General features: G+C 70.8%; 20 protein-coding genes. 14 read left to right on the plus strand and 6 right to left on the minus strand.

All coding sequences use genetic code 11. The features are described 5' to 3' along the window. Positions 1–214: 214 nt before the first annotated feature. Positions 215–1,063 (minus strand): L,D-transpeptidase family protein, encoded by an 849-nt coding sequence (locus K3769_RS14965; RefSeq protein WP_267026921.1) that lies wholly within the window; start codon positions 1,061–1,063, stop codon positions 215–217. Positions 1,064–1,234: 171 nt separating this feature from the next. On the opposite strand from K3769_RS14965, the gene leuE reads away from it, so the two are divergent. Continuing rightward, positions 1,235–1,885 carry a leucine efflux protein LeuE gene (gene leuE, locus K3769_RS14970; protein ID WP_267026922.1) on the plus strand — a complete coding sequence of 217 codons (651 nt, stop codon included), beginning with the start codon at positions 1,235–1,237 and terminating at the stop codon, positions 1,883–1,885. An 11-nt stretch (positions 1,886–1,896) separates the two neighbouring features. Here leuE and K3769_RS14975 read toward each other — a convergent pair whose 3' ends face one another. Further along, the gene (locus K3769_RS14975) at positions 1,897–3,417 is read right to left on the minus strand and encodes an FAD-dependent oxidoreductase (protein WP_267026923.1); all 1,521 of its coding nucleotides are present in this window, start codon (positions 3,415–3,417) and stop codon (positions 1,897–1,899) included. A gap of 94 nt (positions 3,418–3,511) precedes the next feature. Between K3769_RS14975 and K3769_RS14980 the strand changes: the two genes are divergently transcribed. Beyond that, positions 3,512–4,153, plus strand: coding sequence for a TetR/AcrR family transcriptional regulator (locus tag K3769_RS14980; RefSeq protein WP_267026924.1), 642 nt, complete (start codon positions 3,512–3,514; stop codon positions 4,151–4,153). A gap of 40 nt (positions 4,154–4,193) precedes the next feature. On the opposite strand, the gene K3769_RS14985 is transcribed toward K3769_RS14980, so the two are convergent. The 3 genes from K3769_RS14985 to K3769_RS14995 are packed head-to-tail and all read right to left on the minus strand — an operon-like array spanning position 4,194 to position 7,713. Then, positions 4,194–5,408, minus strand: a complete 1,215-nt coding sequence (locus K3769_RS14985) for an acyltransferase family protein (protein WP_267026925.1) — start codon at positions 5,406–5,408, stop codon at positions 4,194–4,196. Continuing rightward, positions 5,405–6,739 carry an alpha-2,8-polysialyltransferase family protein gene (locus tag K3769_RS14990; RefSeq protein WP_267026926.1) on the minus strand — a complete coding sequence of 445 codons (1,335 nt, stop codon included), beginning with the start codon at positions 6,737–6,739 and terminating at the stop codon, positions 5,405–5,407. Before K3769_RS14990 ends, K3769_RS14985 begins: the two co-directional genes overlap by 4 nt. Then, entirely contained in the window at positions 6,736–7,713 is a 978-nt protein-coding gene (locus K3769_RS14995; protein ID WP_267026927.1) for a glycosyltransferase family 2 protein, read from the minus strand. The genes K3769_RS14990 and K3769_RS14995 overlap by 4 nt, the downstream gene beginning before the upstream one ends. A 198-nt stretch (positions 7,714–7,911) precedes the next feature. On the opposite strand from K3769_RS14995, the gene K3769_RS15000 reads away from it, so the two are divergent. From K3769_RS15000 to K3769_RS15055, 12 genes are all read left to right on the plus strand, one after another. Next, the gene (locus K3769_RS15000) at positions 7,912–9,261 is read left to right on the plus strand and encodes a DUF6716 putative glycosyltransferase (protein ID WP_267026928.1); all 1,350 of its coding nucleotides are present in this window, start codon (positions 7,912–7,914) and stop codon (positions 9,259–9,261) included. A 118-nt stretch (positions 9,262–9,379) separates the two neighbouring features. Further along, a complete protein-coding gene (locus tag K3769_RS15005; protein WP_267026929.1) occupies positions 9,380–10,678 on the plus strand; it encodes an N-acylneuraminate cytidylyltransferase in 1,299 nt (432 codons plus the stop codon). A 14-nt stretch (positions 10,679–10,692) separates the two neighbouring features. Then, on the plus strand, positions 10,693–11,631 hold the full coding sequence (locus tag K3769_RS15010) for an N-acetylneuraminate synthase family protein (protein ID WP_267026930.1): 939 nt from the start codon (positions 10,693–10,695) through the stop codon (positions 11,629–11,631). 67 nt (positions 11,632–11,698) lie between these two features. Next, complete coding sequence (locus K3769_RS15015) at positions 11,699–12,931, plus strand: hypothetical protein (RefSeq protein WP_267026931.1); 1,233 nt, start codon at positions 11,699–11,701, stop codon at positions 12,929–12,931. A gap of 331 nt (positions 12,932–13,262) precedes the next feature. Then, positions 13,263–14,510: an amidohydrolase gene (locus K3769_RS15020; protein WP_267026932.1), complete on the plus strand. Its 1,248-nt coding sequence runs from the start codon at positions 13,263–13,265 to the stop codon at positions 14,508–14,510. Between the two features lie 209 nt (positions 14,511–14,719). Next, positions 14,720–15,799, plus strand: coding sequence for a BMP family lipoprotein (locus K3769_RS15025; RefSeq protein WP_267026933.1), 1,080 nt, complete (start codon positions 14,720–14,722; stop codon positions 15,797–15,799). 260 nt (positions 15,800–16,059) lie between these two features. Beyond that, a complete protein-coding gene (locus K3769_RS15030; RefSeq protein ID WP_267026934.1) occupies positions 16,060–17,109 on the plus strand; it encodes a BMP family lipoprotein in 1,050 nt (349 codons plus the stop codon). 232 nt (positions 17,110–17,341) lie between these two features. Then, positions 17,342–19,066 (plus strand): ABC transporter ATP-binding protein, encoded by a 1,725-nt coding sequence (locus K3769_RS15035; RefSeq protein ID WP_372515148.1) that lies wholly within the window; start codon positions 17,342–17,344, stop codon positions 19,064–19,066. Then, on the plus strand, positions 19,063–20,190 hold the full coding sequence (locus K3769_RS15040; RefSeq protein WP_267026935.1) for an ABC transporter permease: 1,128 nt from the start codon (positions 19,063–19,065) through the stop codon (positions 20,188–20,190). The genes K3769_RS15035 and K3769_RS15040 overlap by 4 nt, the downstream gene beginning before the upstream one ends. Next, positions 20,187–21,449, plus strand: a complete 1,263-nt coding sequence (locus K3769_RS15045; protein WP_267026936.1) for an ABC transporter permease — start codon at positions 20,187–20,189, stop codon at positions 21,447–21,449. The genes K3769_RS15040 and K3769_RS15045 overlap by 4 nt, the downstream gene beginning before the upstream one ends. Continuing rightward, complete coding sequence (locus tag K3769_RS15050; protein ID WP_267026937.1) at positions 21,446–21,862, plus strand: cytidine deaminase; 417 nt, start codon at positions 21,446–21,448, stop codon at positions 21,860–21,862. The genes K3769_RS15045 and K3769_RS15050 overlap by 4 nt, the downstream gene beginning before the upstream one ends. Before the next feature lie 86 nt (positions 21,863–21,948). Continuing rightward, positions 21,949–23,226: a thymidine phosphorylase gene (locus tag K3769_RS15055; protein WP_267031386.1), complete on the plus strand. Its 1,278-nt coding sequence runs from the start codon at positions 21,949–21,951 to the stop codon at positions 23,224–23,226. A 67-nt stretch (positions 23,227–23,293) separates the two neighbouring features. Here K3769_RS15055 and K3769_RS15060 read toward each other — a convergent pair whose 3' ends face one another. After that, positions 23,294–24,214 (minus strand): AEC family transporter, encoded by a 921-nt coding sequence (locus tag K3769_RS15060; protein ID WP_267026938.1) that lies wholly within the window; start codon positions 24,212–24,214, stop codon positions 23,294–23,296. Positions 24,215–24,355: the final 141 nt, after the last annotated feature.

Below are 24,355 nucleotides of genomic sequence, written 5' to 3' on the forward strand. Positions count from 1 at the left end.
TCTCCCGCGCTCTCGTGCGGTCGGCGCGCGCGCATGCCGTTCCGGTGTGACGTTTTCAGCCGTCCCGACGCAGTAGTAAGCGAGCCGACTGGTCATCGGCTGTCGCACGAGCCGGGGTTCCCCCCGTACTCACGGCTCAGTGCACACAAGGCGCGGGCGGGACACGTTCCCCCGGTCCCGCCCGCGCCCGCACACCTCCGCCGCCGCAGGCCCCTCACCAGTAGATGACGACCTTGTCGCCGTCCCTCACCTGCGAGTACATCGCCGCGATCTTTCCCTCGTCCCGGACGTTCACACAGCCGTGCGAGCCGCCGTAGTAGCCCGTCCCCGCGAAGTCCGCGGAGTAGTGGACCGCCTGGCCGCCGCTGAAGAACATCGCGTACGGCATGGGTGAGTCGTAGAGCGTCGACACGTGATGGCGCGACTTGAAGTAGACGGTGAAGACACCTTCGCGGGTGGGCGTGTACTGCGCGCCGAAGCGCACCGCCATCGTCGAGACCGTACGGCCGTCGATCATCCAGCGCAGGGTCCGGCTGGTCTTGCTGATGCACAGCACCCGGCCCGTCATACAGCGCGGGTCCGGTTTCGCGGCGGGCTGGCCGCCGGACGCGTACAGGTCCCACTTGCCCGGCTCGCGGGTCATCCCCAGCAGCCGCTGCCAGGTCACCGAGTCCGTGGTGCCGGTCTTCGGCAGGCCGCGCTTGCCTTGGAAACCCTTGACCGCGTAGACCGTCGAGGCGTCGTACGTCCCCGTCGGGCCCTCGTAGAGCCACTCCACCTGGCGCAGCCGGGCCTGGAGCTCCCGCACCTCTCCGCCCCGGTCGCCCGGCGACCACAGGACCTTGGACGCGGGCTGCCCGGCGGAGCTCGGCGGCTTGGCGTCACCGGGGGAGCGGCCGGCCGGTGACGGCGCACCCGCGGACGACGCCGTACCGGCGGACGGCGAACCCGCCGGTGACGTGCCCGGCGGGCCGGCCGGCTGGATGGTGCACCCGCTCACCACGGTGAGCGCCGCCAGCGCCGTCGCCCCCGCGACCGTTCTCCACATACCTGCTGTACGCATGCGAACCCCCCGCCGCTCATCCCGCCGCCCGTCTGTCCGGTCTTCGACGAGCCGTCGTGCCGTCGTGCCGTCGTGCTGTCGTGCCGTCGTGCTGTCGTGACAGCCGGGCGGCTGTCTCGTCCACCAGAGCCCCATCCTGCGCTGTCATACCCGCATGCGACACTGCCTCCCATGCTTGGCGTAACTGATCTCCCCACCTATCTCATAGGCCTCGTCCTGATCGTTCTGCTGCCGGGGCCGAACTCGCTCTACGTACTGTCCGTCGCCGCGCGGCGGGGCGTCAGGACCGGATATCAGGCCTCCGCCGGTGTCTGGTGCGGCGACGCCGTGCTGATGACGCTGTCCGCGGCCGGTGTCGCGTCGCTGCTGCAGGCCAACACCCTGCTGTTCGGGATCGTGAAGTACGCGGGCGCCGGGTACCTCACCTGGCTGGCCTTCGGGATGCTGCGGGCCGCGTGGCAGATGTGGCGGACCCGGCGGGAGCGGGGCGAGGCCGAGGAGATCGCCCCGCCGGCCGTCGAGGAGCGGCCCTTCCGGCGGGCGCTCGTCATCAGCCTGTTCAACCCGAAGGCGATCCTGTTCTTCGTCGCCTTCTTCGTTCAGTTCGTCGAGCCCGGGTACGCGTATCCGGCCCTGTCGTTCGTCGTGCTCGGGGCCTTCGCGCAGGTCGCGAGCTTCCTTTACCTCAGCGCGCTGATATTCGGCGGGACGAAGCTGGCGGCGGCGTTCGCGCGGCGCAGGCGGCTGTCCGCGGGGGCCACCTCCGCCGCGGGCGCGCTCTTCCTGGGCTTCGCCGTCAAGCTCTCACTGGCCACGCCCTAGGGCAACTCCGTTCAGGACGGATCCTGGGTGGCGACACCCACGACCGCCGCGTACTCCGGCAGGCCCCACGCCTGCTCAGCCGATCCGTCCGGCTCGCCGTACTCGCCCGCCCATCCCACGTATCCGTCCGGGCGGACGAGGAACACCCCGTTCCCGTACGCCTCGTACGTGGGGAAGCGGACCGTGCGGATGCCGGGGAGGTCCGGTGCCGCCTGCGCATTCGTGCCGACCGTGAGCAGTGTCCAGTGCGGGCCGCGGAAGGCGTCGAAGAGGCGGATCCCGGCCCGGGTGCCGTCCGGTGCGCGGTCGCCCGCCCGCAGGGCGTCCTCGGGCAGGCCCGCGCGTGTCTCCACCGCGAGCGCCGAGCCCCGGTAACCGAGGCCGAGCTGCTGGGTGGCCGCGCCGCGCCGCACCTCGCCGCGGTGGATGCCGGTGGACAGGCCCAGCATCTGCGCGGCGATGGGCATCCGCTCCTCCTCGTAGGAGTCGAGGAGGGCGGCCGGGGCGGACCCCCGCAGCACGGCCGCGAGTTTCCAGCCCAGGTTGTAGGCGTCCTGGACGCTGGTGTTGAGGCCCTGGCCGCCGGCGGGTGAGTGCACGTGGGCCGCGTCGCCCGCCAGGAAGACCCGCCCGTCCCGGAACCGGTCCGCCATCGCGGCCCGCGGCCGGAACTCGGAGGCCCAGCGGACCTCGGTCACGTCGTCCGCGGACAGGTGCGTGCGGGTGGCGACCAGCTTGCGGATGCCGTCGAGGGACAGGTCGGGCTCGGCGGACGGATCCGCGAAACCGGCCGCCAGCTGGAAGTCCTCGGTGTGGGGGAGGGGACAGATCCCCAGGAAGCCGCCCTGGAGGCCCGGGCCGGCCCCGGTGGGCGGGAAGAAGTGCCAGTTGTCGCGGTCGAGGCCGGTGACGCGGATGTCCGCGACCAGCGCCGGAGCCGGGTCCACGGTCTCGCCGGTCATCCCGATGCCCAGCGCGCGCCGCACCGCCGACCGGCCGCCGTCCGCGGCGACGGCGTAGCTGGCCCGCACCGGGGGACCGGACGCGAAGCTCGCCGTCACGCCGTCGGCGTCCTGGCCGAGGCCCACCAGTTCCCGGCCGAAGGCGACGCCGCCGCCCAGCTCCGTCAGGCGCGCGTACAGGATCTCCTGCGTCCTCCACTGCGGGACCATCAGCGCGAGGCCCGCGTACGGGTCGGCCTCCGTCGCCTCGACCTCGTCGGACATCCGGTGCTCGCCCTGCCGTTGCCCGTCCTTCCAGATCATCCCGACGGGGTACGTGCCGCCGCCGGCCCGGAGCGCGTCCAGTACGCCGAGGTCGTCGAAGACCTCCTGCGTGCGGGGCTGGATCCCTTTGCCCCGTGAGCCGGGGAAGAGGGTGGCTGCCCGTTCCACGACCAGGGCGGCTGTGCCGTGCCGGGCGAGGTCGAGCGCGAGGGCCAGCCCGGTGGGCCCGGCGCCCACGATCAGGACGTCGGTCTCCACGACCGCATCCACGACCGCGTTCACGTCAGTGTTCACGTCGGTGTTCATGACACTCTCCTTAACGTCGTTAAGTTCCGTGCGTCGAAGGATGCACTTAATGGCGTTAAGCTGTCAAGGAGGAACCTCCGGATAGGGTGCGACCGTGGCTGCAGGGAAGATCGACCGAGCGCAGGTGGCCGACACGGCGCTGCGTCTGCTGAACGAGGTCGGCCTCAACGGCCTCACCCTCCGAGCGATCGCCGACGAGCTGGACGTCAAGGCGCCCGCCCTCTACTGGCACTTCAAGGACAAGCAGGCGCTGCTGGACGAGATGGCGACGGAGATGTACCGGCGGATGGTCGCCGGTACCCCGATCCCGCCGGACACGGACTGGCGCGAGCGGCTGCTGGCCGCGAACCGGGGACTGCGCGCCGCGCTGCTGAGCTACCGCGACGGGGCCAAGGTCTTCAGCGGCTCCCGCTTCACCGGTACCGAGCACGCCGCGCAGATGGAGGAGAACCTGCGGGCCCTGGTGGACGCCGGCTTCACCCTCCAGCAGGCGGTACGCGCCTTCACCACCGCGTATCTGTTCACGGTGGGCTTCGTCACCGAGGAGCAGGGCGTGTATCCGGTGCCGGGGGAGCGCCGTGAGGGCTACGACGTGGAGGCGCGCGCCCGGATGCTCGCCGACCATCCCCTGTCGGCGGCGGCGGGCTCGGTGATCTTCGAGGGATACGACGAGGGGTACGAGGAAGGGCTCAAGCTGCTGCTGGCCGGCATCGAGGCACGCTTCGGAACCGGCTGAGGCACATGGCTCAGCCGGTTCCGAAGCGGTAGGCGTACGTTCAGCGCGGCTTCGACAGTGCCGAGCGCAGCCGCGGTGTCAGCCGGTCCTCGACCAGGCGGTTCAGCAGCCGGGCCAGTGTCAGCATCGTCACGACCGTCAGCGGTGCGGTCACGTACGACGGAAGGCCCAGGCCCTGGTGGTAGGCCTTGATGGCCACCCAGCCCAGGTGCTCGTGGACCAGGTAGAAGGGGTACGTCAGCGCGCCGGCCACCGTGAGCCACGGCCAGTTCGCCCGGTCCAGCCGGCCCAGCGCGACCGCGGCGACCGCGGCGAAGCCCAGGGTGACGACGAGGATGATCCCGGTCGCGCTGCGGTCGGAGAAGAACCGCGGGTCGGGCGCGTGCCACAGCTCCGCCACCGCGTAGTGCTGGCCGATCAGCCAGCTCACGAGCACGATGCCCCAGGCGTACGCGTCGCGCCGGTCGCGGTGGACGAGGTACAGGCCGATGCCGCCGATGAAGAACGGTGCGTACTCGGGCATCAGGATCAGGTCGAGCAGTGGTTCCCGCGCCGCCTGCGCGATCGCCGCGGCCAGCGTCCAGCTCGCGCAGAACAGGATCACGCGCCGGCGGGTCGCCCCGGGCAGGACCACGCAGAGGGCGAACAGCGCGTAGAAGCGGACCTCGGCCCAGAGCGTCCAGCAGACGCCGAGCACCCGGTCGGCGCCCAGCGGCTGCTGCATGAGGGTCAGGTTCAGCAGCGCGTCGCTGGGCGAGACGGCGTGGTAGGCGACCACCGGCAGCGCGAAGACGGCCGTGACGATGACGATCGCCGCCCAGTACGCCGGCATCAGCCGGGAGACCCGTGAGGCGAAGAACGAGCGCAGGCTCCGTCCCCAGCCGCTCATGCAGATCACGAAGCCGCTGATCACGAAGAAGATCTGCACGCCCAGACAGCCGTACGCGAACCAGGTGTGCAGCGTGGGGAACTGGAGCTGGGGCGAGGTGCCCCAGGCCGCGCTCACCTCGCCGTCCCGGCCGCCGTAGTGGTACGCGGCGACCATCAGGGCGGCGATCAGTCGCAGCCCGTCCAGCGCACGCAGGCGCGGCGCGTGCTTCTTGGGAGCTGTGGGAGCTGTGGGAGCTATCCGAGGAGGGGCAGAAGCGCTGTCGCCCGTCTCGGTGGAGGTCGCTCCGGCGGGAGGTGCCGTTCCGGCGGAAGTGACCGCCCCGGCGGACGACGTCGGGACGGTCGACGATTCCACGGCGCTCATCCGAGAGTGGCCCTCTTCAGGGATCGGGCGCGCTTGGCCACCCGGCGTACCGTCGCGTTGCGTGGGATGAAGGCGAGCTGCGCCGGTACCGCGCCGGGCAGTCCCAGCGAGGTGAGGCGCCGCCGCTTGAAGTAGCGCCAGGTGTCGGTGTTCAGACGCTCGGTCAGGTACCGCTCGGCGCCCGGCCGGGTGTCCGGGTAGATCTTGGGCTGCATGGCGAAGCCCACGGCCCGTACCAGCTCGGACAGTTCGTCGGCGGTCATGCCCTGACGCTGTGCGGTGACCGCCGCGCGGTCCGTCAGCTCCGGGAGCAGCGCGTCCACGATCGTGACGGGGACGCGGTTGCTGTTCTCGTACGGGGTGAGGCGTTCGAGGAGGGGTTCGGTGCCGATGCGGGCGACCGGGAGGCCGTACAGCGCGGAGGCCGTGAGCAGTGCGGTGGAGAAGCAGCCGACGACGAGCGCGGGCCGCATCCGCTGGTAGAGCACCTCGGCGAGGACCGGGGTGTCGAGCACCGTGAGGTCGGCGCCGATCCGCGTCGCCTCCTTCTCCAGGGCGCGCGACCAGCGGGCCGGCGCGCTGGGGTGCGGTTTGAACACGATCCGCTCGTGCCCGAGGGCGACGGCGCCCTTGAGCATCCGTACGTGCAGGTCCTCCTCCTCCTCGGCGGTGAGGATGCCAAGGGCGGAGAGGTACTGGCCGAGCAGCAGGGCCGGTTCGTCGATGGCGGGCAACTCGTCGCCCGTCTTGACGAGTTCGGTCAGGACGTCGGTGAAGACCGTGGTCGGCACGATCTCCGGTCCGACGCCGAACTCCGTGAGGAGCAAGGGGGTGAGGCCCGGCACCAGGTCGAGGTGCAGGAGCCGGTCGATCCGGGTGCCGACCAGCGGGTCGAGCTTGTTGCGGGTCGGGCCGTAACTCATCAGGCCGTCGGCGTAGACGGTGACGGGGGCGCCGGTGAAGATCTGGGTGAGGCCGAGCGCGGGGTTCACCTGGATCGACTCGACGACCAGCTCGACGTCGTCGTCGCCGAGTCCCCAGGCGAGCCGCAGATGCCGTTCCCACAGCGGTACGTCGTCGAGCCGCGGGGCCCAGCCGCCCGGGTGGAACGGGGAGATGGTCTCGTTCCACGAGATCACGTCGTCGAACCGGCTGCGCAACTGCGTGAAGCCGGGCATCTCGTCGACGCCGGGTGTCGTCTCGGGGGTCGCGGCGTTGTTGGAGACGAGCAGGACGCGCCGGTCCGCGGGGCGGAAGCAGCCGGCGTCGACGGCGGCGGCGAGTGTCGCCGTGCCGTACAGCGTCGACGCCATGAAGATCTGGGTCCTCACGCGGACACCCCCGCGGCGGCCGGACGGCGGCGCAGCCGGCGCAGTCGCGTCGCGCGCTGTATGTCCATGGAGTCGAGGGCGTCATCGAGGACGTCCTGCGGCATACGCCGCAATGCGACGGCACTCATCGACTTCAGTTTCCGTGCCACTGGCGGCTCGAACCTTTCGATGGATCCCAGATGATGGGAAATAATCGCACAGTAGGTCCGCACGGCCTTCGGGAGGAGTTTATCCGCGTCCCGGTCCTCGGCCGTTTCACTTACCACCTGGTCGAACGCGCGAATGAAATCCAGCTGCCGTACGTCACCGATCTGCGTCAGTGAGGAGGCGACCCCGCGCCGGTAGAACACCCCGAGCAGACCCACCGTGGCGAACGATTCCGCCTCCCGGTGCAGCTTCCAGATCCACGGCCGGTCCTCGGCCGTGCGCAGCCCGTCGGTGAAGTGCAGCAGGCCCCGGTCGGCCAGCCTGCGGTGGTAGATGCCGGCCCACGCGTACGCGTAGTCGACGGAGGTGGAGCGGTCGGCGGGCAGGATCGCCTCGCGCGGATCGAGGACGACACCGCGTCTGCCGTATGGCACACGGTGGACGGAGCGGGCCCGCGCGGTGCACTGGACATGGTCCGTGCGCACGAAGTCGCAGCCCAACTCCTCGATGGAGGCGAGCAGTTGCTCGTAATAGCCGGGGGCGAGCCAGTCGTCCCCGTCGAGGAACGTGAGGTACTCGCCCCGCGCCGCGTCGATGCCGGTGTTGCGCGCGGTGGCCAGTCCTCCGTTCTGCTCGTGTCTGACATGCACCGCGCCCGGGAGCTCGCGCTCCGCGCGCGCGAGGATGTCCGGCGTCTCGTCGCGGGAGCAGTCGTCGACGAGAATGAACTCGAAGTCGTCGCGTGCGTTGGCACGCAGACTCTTCAGGGTGTCGGGCGCATATTGCTGCACGTTGTAGAACGGCACGATGACGGAGAGCTTGACCACCCACGTGACGTTAGGCGGCGGCCCGGCATTCGTCTTGACCGTTGGTGAGATCTCAGGTGAACGACACGTGGCGGAATGGTGAACCGGGCCTTATTGCGGGCGCATCCAAGACGGCATCGCCATTCGGCGGTGTGCTGTTAACCCTTTGTTGTATTCCGGTTGGGCCGGTGATCGGAATCGCTTCCTAGCGTCTTCGGTGTGCCAGCAAGTACCGAGAAGTCCCTGCGAGTGGCCGTGCTCGCCGATTCCGATACCCGGTGGAAATGGGGCGCGCTCACCGCGAACCGTATCGCACCGGCCGATTCGGACATCAGGCTCGACGGCTATCTCCTGCGGGGCCGTGCGACCCCCACCGCCCGTCAGCTCGAAGAGGTCGGCGTGCGCGCCGACTCCCTGCGGGAGGTCACCGCTGTCGAGTTCCTGCGGGAGATGGCCCGCGAGGAGGCCGCGTACGACGTCCTCGTGCTGTCCCTCGTCGGGGGCGGGGTCCAGGCGATGCTGCACGGGCTGTCCCACCAGTGGCGGGAGCGCGCGGCGACGGGGAGCACGAAGCGGCCCGTGGTCGTCACCGGCTACGTCGGCGTCGTCTACGAGAAGCTCGCCGACGGCCTGCTCCTGCGGCACGGCGCGGACCTCGTCCTCGCCAACTCCCGCCAGGACGCGGACCGTTTCACGGCCGTGTACGAGGGAGTGGGCGCCGACGCCTCCTCGGTGACCGAGGTCGCCCTGCCGTTCCTCGGCGGCGACCCGTACGAGAAGCACGACCCGTACACGGTCGTCTTCGCCGCGCAGCCCTCCGTGCCGGAGAGCCGCAAGGACCGTACGTACCTGCTGAACCGGCTCGTCCAGCACGCCAGGCTGCACCCGGACCGCGAGGTCCTGCTGAAGCTGCGCTCCAGGCCGGGCGAGCACACCACGCACATCGAGGAGCAGCCCTACCAGCGCCTCGCGGAGCGGATCCCCGGCGGCCTCCCCGCCAACCTCCGCCTCGTGTACGGGCACATGGGCGACGTCCTCGACCGTACGGACCTGCTGGTCACCGTCAGTTCCACGGCGGCCCTCGAATCGCTGCACCGGCGGATCCCCACCGTGGTCCTCAGCGACCTCGGGGTTCGCGAGTCGCTCGGCAACCACCACTTCGTGGGCTCCGGCTGCCTCGCCTCCTGGGACCAGCTGGACGACGGGCACATCCCGTCGCCCGACGAGCGGTGGGTCGCCCGGCAGGGCGTCGCCGCCGGCTCCACCGCGGACGGCGGCTCCTACGAGACGGCCTTCGACGCGGCCCGCGAGCGCATCGCCGCGCTGCTCGGCCAGGGCCCGCTGCCCGGTCTCGCCCCCTACTACACGCCTGTCACCGCGCCCGGCTACCTGCCCGGCATCCTCGCCCGCCACCACCTCGCCCCGGACGGCAGTCCGCTGCCCGGCGCGCCCGACGCGGACCGGGAGCCGGGGGCCGTGCGGCAGATCGTGCGGCGCGCCGCACGCGGCGCGTACCGGCACGGGGTGCAGCGGGTGGCGCCCGTCATCCGGCGGATGGGGGAGCTGTGACGGTTCGCTCCGCGGCGGGGGCTGCTTTGAACCTGCGGGTCCGTCGTGGCTGGTCGCGCAGTTCCCCGCGCCCCTTTCGGGGCGCCATACGCCAGCCCTTCATCAAGGAGTACAGGTAATGACCAACTCGGAAGCGGGACGGCTCAAGTCCGTGCCCCGTGTGCTCGCGGTGATTCCCGCCCGGGGCGGGTCCAAGGGGGTGCCCGCCAAGAACCTGCTGCCCGTCGGCGGTGTGCCGCTCGTCGCCCGGGCGGTGCGCGAGTGCCGTGCGGCCCGCCTCGTCACGGACGTCGTGGTCTCCACCGACGACCAGGCGATCGCCTCCGCCGCCCGTGAGGCCGGCGCCGAGGTCGTCCTGCGGCCCGCCGCCATCGCCGGCGACACCGCGACCTCCGAGGCGGCCGTCCTGCACGCCATGGACGCCCACGAGGCCCTGCACGGCTCCGCCGTCGACGCCGTACTCCTCGTGCAGTGCACCAGCCCTTTCATCATCCGCGAGGACATCGACTCGGTGGCCGGCGCGGTCGTCGAGAACGGCGCCGACACCGCGCTGACCGTGGCGCCCTTCCACGGATTCATCTGGCGCGACGCCGACGACGACCCGGCCGCGGTCGACACCGAACTCACCCGGTCCGTCGGCGGCGCCACCGCCCTGGCCAACACCACGGCCACCGACGGGGGGTACGGCGTCAACCACGACAAGTCCTTCCGGCCGCGCCGCCAGGACCGGCCCCAGGACCTCCTGGAGACCGGCGCCGCGTACTGCATGGACGCGGCGGGCCTGCGCGAGCACAAGCACCGCTTCTTCGGCCGGACGGAACTCGTGCGGACCGACCCCGCGCGGGTCCTGGAGATCGACGACCCGCACGACCTCGCCCGCGCCCGGGCCCTCGCGCCGCTCTTCGACGCGAACCGGCCGGGCACCCTCCCGACCGCCGACGACATCGACGCGGTCGTCCTCGACTTCGACGGCACCCAGACCGACGACAGGGTGCTGATCGACTCCGACGGAAAGGAGTTCGTCTCCGTGCACCGCGGCGACGGACTCGGCATCGCGGCCCTGCGCAGGAGCGGCCTGAAGATGCTGATCCTCTCCACGGAGCAGAACCCGGTCGTCGCCGCCCGCGCACGGAAGCTCAAGATCCCCGTGCTGCACGGCATCGACCGGAAAGACCTCGCACTGAAGCAGTGGTGCGAGGAACAGGGCATCGCGCCCGAGCGCGTGCTCTACGTCGGCAACGACGTCAACGACCTCCCGTGCTTCGCCCTCGTCGGCTGGCCCGTGGCGGTCGCGAGCGCCCACGACGTCGTACGCGGCTCCGCGCGCGCGGTCACCACCGTCCCCGGTGGCGACGGCGCGATCCGAGAGATCGCCAGCTGGATCCTCGGCCCCTCTCTCGACTCCCTCGACAAGTAAGGAACGTCTCCACCATGAGCTCCAACTCCCGTCTGCGCACCTTCGGTTCCAAGACCGCGGGCCCCGGCCACCCCGTCTACGTCGTCGGCGAGATCGGCATCAACCACAACGGCGACCTGGAGAACGCGTTCAAGCTGATCGACGCCGCCGCCGAGGCCGGCTGCGACGCCGTCAAGTTCCAGAAGCGCACCCCGGAGATCTGCACCCCGCGCGACCAGTGGGACATCGAGCGCGACACCCCCTGGGGCCGGATGACCTACATCGACTACCGCCACCGCGTGGAGTTCGGCGAGGACGAGTACCGCAAGATCGACGAGTACTCCAAGTCGAAGAACATCGCCTGGTTCGCCTCCCCGTGGGACACCGAGGCCGTCGCCTTCCTGGAGAAGTTCGACGTCCCGGCCCACAAGGTCGCCTCCGCCTCCCTCACCGACGACGAGCTGCTGCGCTCGCTGCGCGCCACCGGCCGCACGGTCATCCTCTCCACCGGCATGTCGACGCCGAAGCAGATCCGCCACGCCGTCGAGGTCCTCGGCAGCGACAACATCCTGATGTGCCACGCCACGTCGACCTACCCGGCGCAGGCCGAGGAGCTCAACCTCCGCGTCATCAACACCCTCCAGGCCGAGTACCCGAACGTCCCGATCGGCTACTCCGGCCACGAGACGGGCCTGCAGACCACCCTCGCCGCGGTCGCCCTCGGCGCCGCCTTCGTCGAGCGCCACATCACCCTGGACCGCGCGATGTGGGGCTCCGACCAGGCCGCCTCCGTCGAGCCGCAGGGCCTCACCCGCCTCGTCCGTGACATCCGCACCATCGAGGCCTCCCTCGGCGACGGCGTCAAGAAGGTCTACGAGTCCGAGCTGGGCCCGATGAAGAAGCTGCGCCGCGTCTCGGGCGTCGTCGCCGAGGCGGAGATCGCGGCGGCGGCCGGCGAGCCGGTCGCGGTCTGACCCGTCCCGCTCCCCCCTTCGTCATTCCCACCCCTTCCGATTCCAGGGAAGCGACGGTCGTACGTCGATGAGTCCCCGCGCCGGGTCCACCGGCCCCCAGTCACCCGCCACGCTGGCTTTCGTGGAAAGTCCGGTGCAGCTCCTGAACGTCCTGGAGTGGGCGCACGCGCACGCCCTGAAGGCCGCGGCCCTCAGGAGCACCGGCGAGACCTGCGGGCCCCCGGGCCCGGAACTGGGAGCCGGCCGGCCCGGCGGAACCGGCAGGTTCGGGCGGTCGGGCAAGCCCGGCGGGTCGGGCAGGCCCGGCAGGACCGGTGACGCCAGGCCGGGGGAGGCCGGCAGCGGCCTCACGCTCGTCGTCCTGTCGCCCACCGACCCGATGACCCGCGGCCAGCTCAGACGCATGGCCGAGCTGGCCAGGGACGAGGGGTACGACGTGCGGTGGGAGGAGGCGAGGGGCGGCACGACCGCGCCCTTCCACACGGTCGGCGGACTCGCGCCGCTGCTGCGGCGCGCACGGCGCATCGTGATGGGCGACCCCTTCTCGCGGTACGTGCAGCTGCTGCTGACCATCACCCGCGCCCGCGACCTCGTCGTCGTGGACGACGGGACCGCGACCATGGAGTTCGTCTCCCAGCTGGCCCGCGGTGAACGGCTGGTGCGCTGGCACCGGCGCGGCGGGCGCCCCGGGGCCCGGGACCTGGTCTTCGCACCGGTCTCGGCCCGGGCCCGCCGACGGCTCACCCCCGGCGCCGGACGCCGCGTGGAGATCTTCTCCTCCATGCCGATCGACGAGACGCCCGAGGGCGTCGACATCTCGGCCAACGACTTCGCGTGGACCCGGGCCCGCTTCGGCCCGCCCCGCATCACCAAGGGCGCCGACCTGGTCGGCACGTCCCTGGTGGAGACCGGGGTCGTCGACCCCGACCGCTACCTCGAAGCGGTCAAGGGGCTGGCCGGCACCTACGGGGCCACCCGCTACTTCGCCCACCGCAGGGAGAGCCCCGAGAAGCTGCACCGGCTGGCCGTCGAGACCGGCCTGGAGATCGTCCGCCCGGACCTCCCCCTGGAGCTGATCGCCCGCCGGGGCCCCATCGGCCGCACGATCCTCAGCTTCCCCTCCACGGTGGTCCACACCCTGCCGCTCGCGCTGGCCGGCACGGACGTCAAGGTCGCCGTCTTCGACATCGACCCGGCCTGGCTCACCGAGAACGCCTCCCCCCGCGCCCAGGGCTTCCTCTCGGGCGTCACGGACACGGCACGCGACGTCCACCGCCTGTCGGCGATCACGGCCGTCTGAGGTCCGGGCCCGACCCGGCGCCCGGAGCGTGTCCGGCAGCTGAACGGAACCGATCGGGTGTCCGTATGCGTGGTATGCGTAGAGAGCCTGTTTCCGGGGACCCGGGAATGGGCGTCGCCGCCCGGAGGTTTTCCCACCAGGAAGGCCGGATCCGGATCCGCCTGGGCAGGCGTGGGAGCCGTCGGTCCAAAAAGCCGGGCGAGTCTACCCAGGCCAATCAAACTGTATGCGCCACGCGGCTGGATTTCCTGTCCCGAACGAGTTGAAGTTTTGTTGATCGCAGGGCAGTTGGTCGTCGCGTCGCCCTACCCTTCAGAGGGTGAACCAACTGATGTCGCAAGAGTCCGAGGCCGATTCGACCGGGGAAACATCGTCCGAGGTGCCGCCGCCCGGCGAGGGACCGCTCCCCGGTGTGCTGTCCGAGGCGCTGCGCGCCGAACTCGTCGCGTTCCGACGCGACTTGCACATGCACCCGGAGCTGGGCAATCACGAGTTCCGCACCACCGCCGCGATCAAGGAGCGGCTGGAGCGGGCCGGTCTGCGCCCCCGCGTGCTGGACACCGGAACCGGGCTCGTCTGTGACATCGGCGTACCGGATCCCGCGCTCCCGATGCTCGCCCTGCGCGCCGACATCGACGGCCTGCCCATCCCGGACATGAAGACCGGGTGCGCCTACCGCTCGACCGTGCCCGACCGCGCCCACGCCTGCGGACACGACGTGCACACGACCGTCGTCCTGGGCGCCGCCCTCGTCCTCGCGGACCTGCACGAGCGGGGCCTGCTCGACCGGGCCGTACGCCTGATCTTCCAGCCCGCCGAGGAGGTGCTGCCCGGCGGAGCCCCCGAGGTCATCAAGGGCGGCGGCCTCGACGGCGTCGGACGCATCGTCGCCGTCCACTGCGACCCGCGCGTCGACGCCGGGCGCATCGGCCTGCGGTACGGGCCCATCACCTCCGCCTGCGACCGGGTCGAGGTCGCGCTGGACGGGCCCGGCGGGCACACCGCACGGCCGCACCTGACCACCGACCTCGTCACCGCCGCCGCCCGGGTCGCCGTCGACGTGCCGGCCGTCGTGGCCCGGCGGGTCGACGCCCGCTCCGGACTCTCCCTGACCTGGGGCCGTATCGAGTCGGGGCACGCCTGCAACGTGATCCCGCAGCACGCCGAACTCTCCGGGACCGTACGCTGCCTGGATCTCGCGGCCTGGCACGCCGCCCCCGACCTGGTGCACGCCGCGATCGACGAGGTCGCCACGCTGCACCGGGCGAAGTCCGAGATCAGCTACGTACGCGGGGTGCCGCCGGTCGTCAACGAACCGGGCACCACCGATCTGCTGCGCGCGGCGATGACCGCCCGGCTCGGGGCGAACTCCGTGGAGGACACCGAGCAGAGCCTGGGCGGGGAGGACTTCTCCTGGTACCTGGAGCACGTGCCCGGCGCGATGGCCCGGCTCGGCGTGCGCACGCCCGGCGAGCGGACCGTACGGGACCTGCACCAGGGGGACTTCGACGCGGACGAGTCCGCGATCACGGTGGGCGTCGAGCTGTTCACGGCCGCCGCCCTGCTGCACGGCGCGTGACACACGGACGGAGGGGTGCCCCGTTCGGCACCCCTTCGTCCCCTTGTGTCACTCGCACGTAACCGGCGGCGGACGTTCGTAACCGGCCGTCGGCACGAATCGATAACGGCAGTGAGGAACCCCGTTCCCCTCCCCTTCTACGCGCGTTACTGTGCGCCGCAGTCAGCGTCGGCAACGGCGCCGTTGGGGAATGTAAGGGGTGCTCTCGCATGCGTCGGATTTCTCGGAGAACCAGGCTTTCTCAAGCCGCTGTCGCCGTCGCGGTCGTCGTGGTGGCCGCGGCCGGCTGCGGCGACACCAGCAATGAGTCGTCGGGTGGCGACACCGAGTCCGGCTCCGGGTCCGGCTACAAGGGCAAGGGCATCGGACTCGCCTACGACATCGGCGGCCGGGGAGACCAGTCCTTCAACGACGCCGCCTACGCCGGCTACGAGAAGGCCCGCAAGGAGTTCAAGATCGGCGGGAACGACATCGAGCCGAGCGACGGCGAGTCGGACGCCGACAAGGTGCAGCGCCTGACCCAGATGGCGAAGGCGGGCTACAACCCCATCGTCGGCGTCGGCTACATCTACGCCCCGGCGGTCAAGGAGGTCGCCGCCAAGTACCCGAAGGTGACCTTCGCCGTCATCGACGACGCCCAGGTGCAGGCGAAGAACGTCGCCGACATGGTGTTCGCCGAGGAGCAGGCCTCCTACCTGGCCGGTGTCGCCGCGGCCAAGGCCACCAAGAAGGACCACGTCGGCTTCATCGGCGGGGTGGACATCCCGCTCATCCACAAGTTTGAGGACGGCTTCGTCCAGGGGGTCAAGTCGGTCGACCCGAAGATCGAGATCGAGAAGCGGTACCTCACCGAGAAGCCCGAGGACGGCGGGTTCTCCAACCCGAGCATGGGCAAGGAGGCCGCCAGCGGGCAGGTCGAGGCCGGCGCCGACGTGATCTACCACGCGGCCGGTCTTTCCGGCCAGGGCGTCATCCAGGAGGCCGCGGCGCAGAAGGTCTGGGCGATCGGGGTGGACTCGGACCAGTACAAGCAGAAGGCGCTCGCCGCGTCCAAGGAATGGATCCTGGGGTCCGCGCTCAAGGATGTCGGCGGGGCGGTGTACGAGGTCACGAAGTCCGTCGTGGACGGGAAGCCGTTGTCCGGTGAGCACCGGGGCGACCTGAAGTCGGGCGGGGTGGGCTTCGCCGACTCGAACCCGAAGTACAAGGAGATGACGGATGTCGTCGAGGCGGTGGAGAAGGCCAAGGAGGACATCGTCAGCGGCACGGTGACGGTCAAGACGGACTGACGCCCCGCCCGCCGCGCGGTTCCCCGCGCCCCTGAGGGGGCGGGGCCGCGCCCTTCACCCCTCCCTCAGAGACACGCTTCGCAGGTCGTACGCCCCTTGCCTCCCGCAAGGGGCGTTCGACGTTCCGTAGTCTGTACGGCATCTGTGGCCACAGCTCGATAACGGACCGGACAGAAGGGGTTTTCCGTCTGGTCTACGCGCGTTACGCTGCGGCGGAACCAGCGCCTGGTATGGGCGCTTGCACAAAGGAGTCACGTTCCATGCGCCGGGTGTCCCGAATCGCTGTCGCGGGCGTTGCGACCGCTACCCTCACCGCCGCCCTCGCTGCTTGCGGCGGCACGTCCAACGACGCCGCTGACAGCGGCGACGGCAAGAGCAAGGGCATCGCCCTCGCGTACGACGTCGGCGGCAAGGGCGACCAGTCCTTCAACGACGCCGCGACCGCCGGAATGGAGAAGGCCGCCGCGGAGTTCAAGTACGGCTCCAAGGCCGTCGAGCCCACCGACGGCGAGTCGGACGCCGACAAGGTGCAGCGCCTCCAGACGCTGGCCAAGGCCGGCTACAACCCGGTCGTCGGCGTGGGCTACGCCTACGCGCCGGCCGTCGCCGAGGTCGCCGAGAAGTTCCCGAAGACCACGTTCGGCATTGTCGACGACGAGACGATCGACAAGAAGAACGTCGCCGACATGGTCTTCCACGAGGAGCAGTCCTCGTACCTCGCGGGCGTCACCGCGGCCCTCACCACCAAGTCCAAGACCGTCGGCTTCGTCGGCGGCGTGGACATCCCGCTGATCCACAAGTTCGAGGCGGGCTACAAGCAGGGCGTCGCGGACACGAACCCGAAGGTCAAGGTCGTCTCGCAGTTCCTCACCGAGAAGGCCGAGGACGGCGGCTTCGCCAGCCCCGACAAGGGCAAGACCGCCGCCGAGGGCCAGATCGAGGACGGCGCCGACGTGGTCTACCACGCCGCGGGCCTCTCCGGTCAGGGTGTCATCGAGGCGGCCTCCGCCGCCAAGGTGTGGGCGATCGGCGTCGACTCCGACCAGTACAGCCAGGACGCCCTCAAGGCGTACAAGCAGTACATCCTCACCTCGGCCACCAAGGACGTCGCGGGCGCGGTCTACAACCTCGCCAAGTCGGTCCAGGACGGCAAGCCCGAGACGGGTGTCGTGCGCGCCTCCCTGAAGACCGGCGGTGTGGGCCTCGCGGACTCGAACCCCGACTTCAAGGACAACGCCAAGCTGCAGGCGGCCCTGAAGAAGGCCTCCGAGGGCATCAACGACGGCACCATCAAGGTCAAGACCTCCTAACGACCGCTCGTAGTAACCATGGTCAATCGGGCGCTGTAATGGCAGCGTTACGGTCGCGAAAACGGGGTGTGGGAAGGATGGCCTTCCCGCGCCCCGTTCGCGCGGCGGATGACCCGGGTCTGTCCGGGAGGCATGGATATGCCTGGATGTGCCCGGAACATCCGAACTCCGCAGTAGTAGTCGAAGCAGGGGCGCTACGCGCGTAGATGGCCCCTTTTCCAAGGAGTACGCCATCGACGCGTCCAGCAGCCCCCCGCTCGCCGCACAGTCACTCTCGAAGTCGCAGTCGCCCGTCTCGGTCGAACTGGCGGGGATCACCAAGCGCTTCCCCGGTGTCGTCGCCAACCACGACATCCACCTCTCCGTCCGCAAGGGCACCGTGCACGCCCTCGTCGGTGAGAACGGGGCCGGCAAGTCCACCCTGATGAAGATCCTCTACGGCATGCAGAAGCCGGACGAGGGCACCATCGCGGTCGACGGCGAGCAGGCCGTCTTCGCCAGCCCCGCCGACGCCATCGCGCGCGGCATCGGCATGGTCCACCAGCACTTCATGCTGGCCGACTACCTCACCGTCCTGGAGAACGTCGTCCTCGGCAGCGAGAAGCTGTACGGCATCGGCGGCGCCGCCCGCGACAAGATCAGGGAGATCTCCGAGCGCTACGGCCTCGGGGTCCGCCCGGACGCCCTCGTCGAGGACCTCGGCGTCGCCGACCGCCAGCGCGTGGAGATCCTCAAGGTCCTCTACCGCGGCGCCCGCATCCTGATCCTCGACGAGCCCACCGCCGTCCTCGTGCCGCAGGAGGTCGACGCGCTGTTCGACAACCTCCGCGAGCTCAAGGCGGAGGGCCTGTCCGTTATCTTCATCTCCCACAAGCTGGGCGAGGTCCTGTCCGTCGCCGACGAGATCACCGTCATCCGCCGCGGCACGACCGTCGGCACGGCCGTCCCCGCCGAGACCACCTCCCGGCAGCTCGCCGAGATGATGGTCGGCAGCGAGCTGCCCACCCCCGAGACCGCCGAGTCGACGGTCACCGACAAGCCCGTCATCCAGGTCGAGGGCCTCACCGTGTACGCCGCGGGCGGCGCCTCGCTCGGTGAGACCGGCACCGTCGGCGACACGCCGGCCGCCGGGTCCCTCGCGGGCGCGGCCGGCGGCGACGCCAAGCGCGTCCTGGACGACGTCACCTTCACCATCCACGCCGGTGAGGTCATGGGCATCGCCGGCGTCGAGGGCAACGGCCAGACCGAACTGGTCGACGCCCTGATCGGCCTCAAGAACGCCGACTCGGGCACCGTGCGCTTCCTCGGCGAGGAGATCACCTCCTGGCCCACGCGCAAGCGCCGCGAACAGGGCGTCGGCTACATCCCCGAGGACCGCCACCGCCACGGCCTGCTCCTCGAAGCCCCGCTGTGGGAGAACCGCATCCTGGGCCACGTCACCGAGAAGCCCAACACGCGCGGCACACGGGGTGTGTGGCTCGACATAAAGGGCGCCCAGGCCGACACCCGCCGCATCGTCGAGGAGTACGACGTCCGGACCCCCGGCATCGACGTCACGGCGGCCTCCCTGTCCGGCGGCAACCAGCAGAAGCTGATCGTCGGCCGCGAGATGAGCCACAAGCCGCGCTTCCTGATCGCCGCCCACCCCACCCGCGGCGTGGACGTCGGCGCGCAGGCCGCGATCTGGGACCAGATCCGCGAGGCCCGCCGCGAGGGCCTGGCGGTGCTGCTGATCTCCGCCGACCTGGACGAGCTGATCGGCCTCTCGGACACCCTCCGGGTGATCTACGACGGCCGGCTCGTCGCGGACGCCGACCCGGCGGCCGTCACGCCGGAGGAGCTGGGCTCGGCCATGACGGGCGCCGCCTCCGGCCACCTGGAGCACGTGGCGCACGAAGAGCAGACAAGCCAGGCGGCGGAAGCCGCAGAGGCAGCCCCGGAGGACGAGGCCCGATGAAGAAGTTCGACAAGGAGCGCGTGCTCCTCGCGGTGGCCGGTCCGGTCATCGCGCTCGTGGCGGCCGTGGTGCTGACCTCGTTCGTGCTGCTCGCCTCGGGCAAGAGCCCGATCGAGCCGTACACCCTGATGTTCGAGCAGGCCGGTTTCGCCGACGTCCAGGTCCTGATCATCAACCAGGCCGGCGTCTACTACCTCGCCGCCCTCGCGGTCGCCGTCGGCTTCCGGATGAACCTCTTCAACATCGGCGTCGACGGCCAGTACCGCCTCGCCGCCATGATGACCGCGGTCGTCGGCGCGCACGTCTCACTGCCCGCCGCCCTGCAGATTCCGTTCCTGATGCTGATCGCCGTGCTCACCGGCGCCTTCTGGGCCGGTATCGCGGGCGTCCTCAAGGTGACCCGCGGAGTGAGCGAGGTCGTCGCGACGATCATGCTCAACGCCATCGCCACCAGCCTCATCGGCTACCTCACCCTCACCGAGGTCTGGGGCCAGCCGCTCGGCAACAACCAGACCACCGGCGTGATGAAGGAGTCCGGCTGGTTCCCCGGCTTCGACATGGGTGACGCGGGCGAGATCTACGGCTTCACCCTGATCGCCGTCCTCGCCGGTGTCCTGTACTGGCTGGTCCTCAACCGCACCCGCTTCGGCTTCGACCTGCGCGCCACCGGCGCCTCCGAGACCGCGGCAGCAGCCTCCGGCGTGGACGCCAAGCGCATGGTCCTCACCGCGATGCTGATCTCCGGCGGCGTGGCGGGCCTCGCGGGCCTGCCGATCCTCCTCGGCGACGCCCACACCTACAGCCTGTCCTTCCCGACGGGCCTCGGCTTCACCGGCATCACCATCGCGCTGCTCGGCCGCAACAACCCGGTCGGCATCGCCTTCGCCGCCCTGCTGGTCGCCTTCCTCGACAAGGCCTCGCCCGCCCTCGACTACGCGACCCCGGTGGCGTACGACAAGGAGATCGCGGTGATCATGCAGGGTCTCATCGTGATCGCGGTCGTCGTCTCCTACGAGGCCGTACGCGTCTGGGGTCTGCGCCGCCAGCAGCGCCGCGTCGGCGCCGAACTGGCCGCCGCTGCCGCCGCCAACGACAACTCCAAGAAGGAGGTGGCTGCCCGATGAGCACCTCGACCGTCGCCAAGGCGCAGGCGCCCAAGCCCGCCCGGGGCCGCCGCCGTATCTCGCTCCCGGTCCTGCTCCTGCTCATCGCGGGCCTGCTGGTCCTCGTCTCCGCCGTCCGCCTCGTCACCGACGCGAACGGCATCACCTCCACCGGCCAGATGTCCACCGCCCTGCGCCTGGCCGTACCGATCGGCCTCGCGGGACTCGGCGGACTGTGGGCCGAGCGCGCGGGCGTCGTCAACATCGGCCTCGAAGGCATGATGATCCTCGGCACCTGGTTCGGTGCCTGGGCCGGCTTCCAGTGGGGCCCGTGGACCGGTGTCGCCTTCGGCATCATCGGCGGCGCCCTCGGCGGTCTGCTGCACGCGATCGTCACCGTCACCTTCAACGTCAACCACATCGTCTCCGGTGTGGCCATCAACATCCTGGCCCTCGGCGCCACCCGCTACCTGTCGACCTTCGCCTTCGAGGGCGAGGAGGGCGGTACGTCGAAGCAGTCGCCGCCCGTCGACTCGCTCGGCACCTTCGACATCCCGGGGCTCTCGGACTGGCTGCAGACCCTGAACGGCAAACACTGGTTCCTGGTCTCCGACCTCGCCGGTCTCGTCGGCGGACTCTTCACCGACCTGTCGCCGCTCACCGTGGTCGCCGTCCTGCTCGTCCCGGTCACCTGGTGGGTGCTGTGGCGCACCTCCTTCGGGCTGCGCCTGCGCTCCTGCGGCGAGAACCCGGTGGCCGCCGAATCCCTCGGCGTCAACGTCTACAAGTACAAGTACCTGGCCGTCGTCATCTCCGGCGGCTTCGCCGGCCTCGGCGGCGCCTTCCTCTCCCTGGTCGCCTCCAACATCTACCTGGAGGGCCAGACCGGCGGGCGCGGCTACATCGGTCTCGCCGCGATGATCTTCGGCAACTGGATGCCGGGCGGACTCGCGCTGGGCGCGGGCCTGTTCGGCTACACCGACAGCCTCAAGCTCCGCGGCGGCGGCACCAACGTCCACGCGCTGCTCCTCCTGCTGGCCCTGCTCCTGATCATCGGCGCGGCCTGGTTCGTCTGGAAGAAGCGCTACGTCCACGCGGCCGTCACCACGCTCATCGGCGTCCTGGTCTTCCTCTGGTACACCACCACCAACGAGGTCCCGAACCAGGTCGTCACCGCGACCCCGTACGTCGTCACGCTGCTGGTCCTCGCGCTCTCCGCGCAGCGCCTGCGGATGCCGAAGGCGGACGGTATGCCCTACCGGCGAGGGCAGGGCAAGTGACACAGAACGACACCGCGCCTCTCACGGACGTCGACTGGAAGGCGCTGCGGGAGGTGGCGCGCGAGGCGATGTCCCGCGCGTACGCCCCCTACTCGGGCTACCCGGTCGGGGTCGCGGCCCTGGTCGACGACGGCCGGGTGGTCTCCGGATGCAACGTGGAGAACGCCTCGTACGGACTCGGCCTGTGCGCCGAATGCGGGCTGGTCTCGCAGCTCCAGAACACCGGGGGAGGCCGGCTCACGCACTTCACGTGCGTGGACGGCCACGGCGAGATCCTCGTCCCGTGCGGCCGCTGCCGCCAGCTCCTGTACGAGTTCGGCGGCCCCGATCTCGTCTTGGAGACCCCGGACGGCCTCCTCCCGCTCTCCGAGATGCTGCCGCAGGCCTTCGGCCCGGAGCACCTCACCAGGTAATGCACGGGCGGCCCCACCCCGTGTCCCTCGGGACACCGGGAGGGGCCGCCGCACTTTTCGTTCGAAGGGAAGCCACGACGATGTCGATGGACGCCATCTCCGTCATCCGCACCAAGCGGGACCGCGGCGAGTTCACTGACAAGCAGATCGAGTGGGTCATCGACGCCTACACGCGCGGTGAGGTCGCCGACTACCAGATGGCCGCCCTCAACATGGCGATCCTGCTCAACGGCATGAACCGCCGGGAGATCTCCACCTGGACCGCCGCGATGATCGCGTCCGGCGAGCGCATGGACTTCTCGTCCCTGTCCCGCCCGACCGCCGACAAGCACTCGACCGGCGGCGTCGGCGACAAGATCACGCTCCCGTTGGCGCCCCTCGTGGCGGCCTGCGGCGCGGCCGTCCCGCAGCTGTCCGGCCGGGGCCTCGGCCACACCGGCGGCACCCTCGACAAGCTGGAGTCGATCCCGGGCTGGCGCGCCGCGCTCTCGAACGAGGAGATGCTCTCCGTACTGGACTCGGTCGGCGCGGTGATCTGCGCGGCGGGCGACGGCCTGGCCCCGGCGGACAAGAAGCTCTACGCGCTGCGGGACGTGACCGGCACGGTCGAGGCGATCCCGCTGATCGCCTCCTCGATCATGTCGAAGAAGATCGCGGAGGGCACGGGCTCGCTCGTCCTGGACGTGAAGGCCGGCAGCGGCGCCTTCATGAAGACCATCGAGGACGCCCGCGAGCTGGCCTCCACGATGGTCGGCCTCGGCACGGACCACGGGGTACGGACGGTTGCGCTCCTCACCGACATGTCCACCCCGCTCGGCCTGACCGCCGGCAACGCCCTGGAGGTCCGCGAGTCCGTCGAGGTCCTGGCGGGCGGCGGCCCGGCCGACGTCGTGGAACTCACCCTCGCGCTGGCCCGCGAGATGCTGGACGCGGCGGGCGTCAAGGACGCCGACCCGGCGAAGGCGCTGGCCGACGGCTCGGCGATGGACGCGTGGCGCCGCATGATCGCGGCCCAGGGCGGCGACCCGGACGCCCCGCTCCCCACGTCCCGCGAGCAGCACGTGGTGAAGGCGGGCGCCTCCGGCGTCCTGACCCGCCTCGACGCGTACGACATCGGCGTCGCCGCCTGGCGCCTGGGCGCGGGCCGCGCCCGCAAGGAGGACCCGGTGCAGGCCGCCGCAGGCATCGAACTCCACGCCAAGCCGGGCGACACGGTGACCGAGGGCCAGCCGCTCCTCACCCTCCACACGGACACCCCCGAACGCTTCGAGTACGCGCTGGAGGCAGTGGCGGGCTCGTACGATGTGGCGGCCCCGGGCACGGAGTTCACGGCGACCCCGGTGGTCCTGGAACGCATCGCCTGACCTGCGGTCCTCCCGTACGGGCGAGAGGGGTCGGCGGATCGCCGCCGGCCCCTCTCGGCGTCCCGGATCATCCCAGCAGCGCCGCGATCACCACCAGTACCGGTACCGCCAGCATCGTCGACAGCAGGATCGACTCGCGGGCCAGTACCTCGCCGGTCCGGTAGCGGGAGGCGTACGTGAAGAGGTTCTGCGCGGCAGGCAGGGCCGAGGTGACCACCACGTCGAGCAGGGGCTCGCCCCGCAGGCCGAAGACCCCCGCCGCCAGCGCCCACGCGGCCAGCGGCTGACCCACCGACTTCAGGGCGACCGAGAGCAGCACGGGCGCCCGGTCCGGGCCCCGGCCCGGCATCGTGCTGCCGCACAGGGAGATGCCGAAGGCGAGGAGCACGGCCGGCACGGACATGTTCCCGATCAGAGTGAGCGGGTCCATGACGGGGCCGGGGACGGTGAGCCCGGTCGCGGACACCGCCACCCCGGACAGCGATCCGATCGCGATGGGATTGCGCACGGGGACGGTCACCCGCCGCAGGAGCGACTGCTTCTCGCCCGCACCCGACAGGTCCAGCACCGTCAGGGCGACCGGCGTCATCACGATCTGCTGGAAGAGCAGGACCGGCGCCACGAGCGAGGCGTCCCCGAGGACGTACACCGCGATCGGGATACCGAGGTTGCCGGCGTTGACGTAACTGGAGCAGAGCGCGCCGATCGTCGTACGCCCCACACCCCACCGGCGCGCGGCACCGACCGCGACGAAGACCCCGGCCACCGCGAACGTGCTGACCGCCGTCACGAGCAGCCGGCTCGACAGGATCACCGACAGATCGGCCCGCGCGAGGGTCGTGAACAGCAGCGCGGGCGTGGCGACGTGGAAGGCGAGCTTGGTCAGCACCTCCCGCCCGTTGTCCCCGAGGTACCCCCGCCGCCCGATCAGATACCCGACCCCGATGACGACGGCGATGACGGCGAACCCGTTCAGCACCCCCTGCACGGCACCTCCGGCGGGCCCGGGGGGCGGCGGAGCTCGGGTATCCGAGGCGGTACGGGCGATGATTCATGGGCCATACACCCAACCCTAGAGCCGAGAGAGCCCTCCACCGCACAGCCCGCACAGCCCGCACGTTCCGCACAG

It is taken from the genome of Streptomyces ortus, from assembly GCF_026341275.1.
Lineage (GTDB): Bacteria > Actinomycetota > Actinomycetes > Streptomycetales > Streptomycetaceae > Streptomyces > Streptomyces ortus.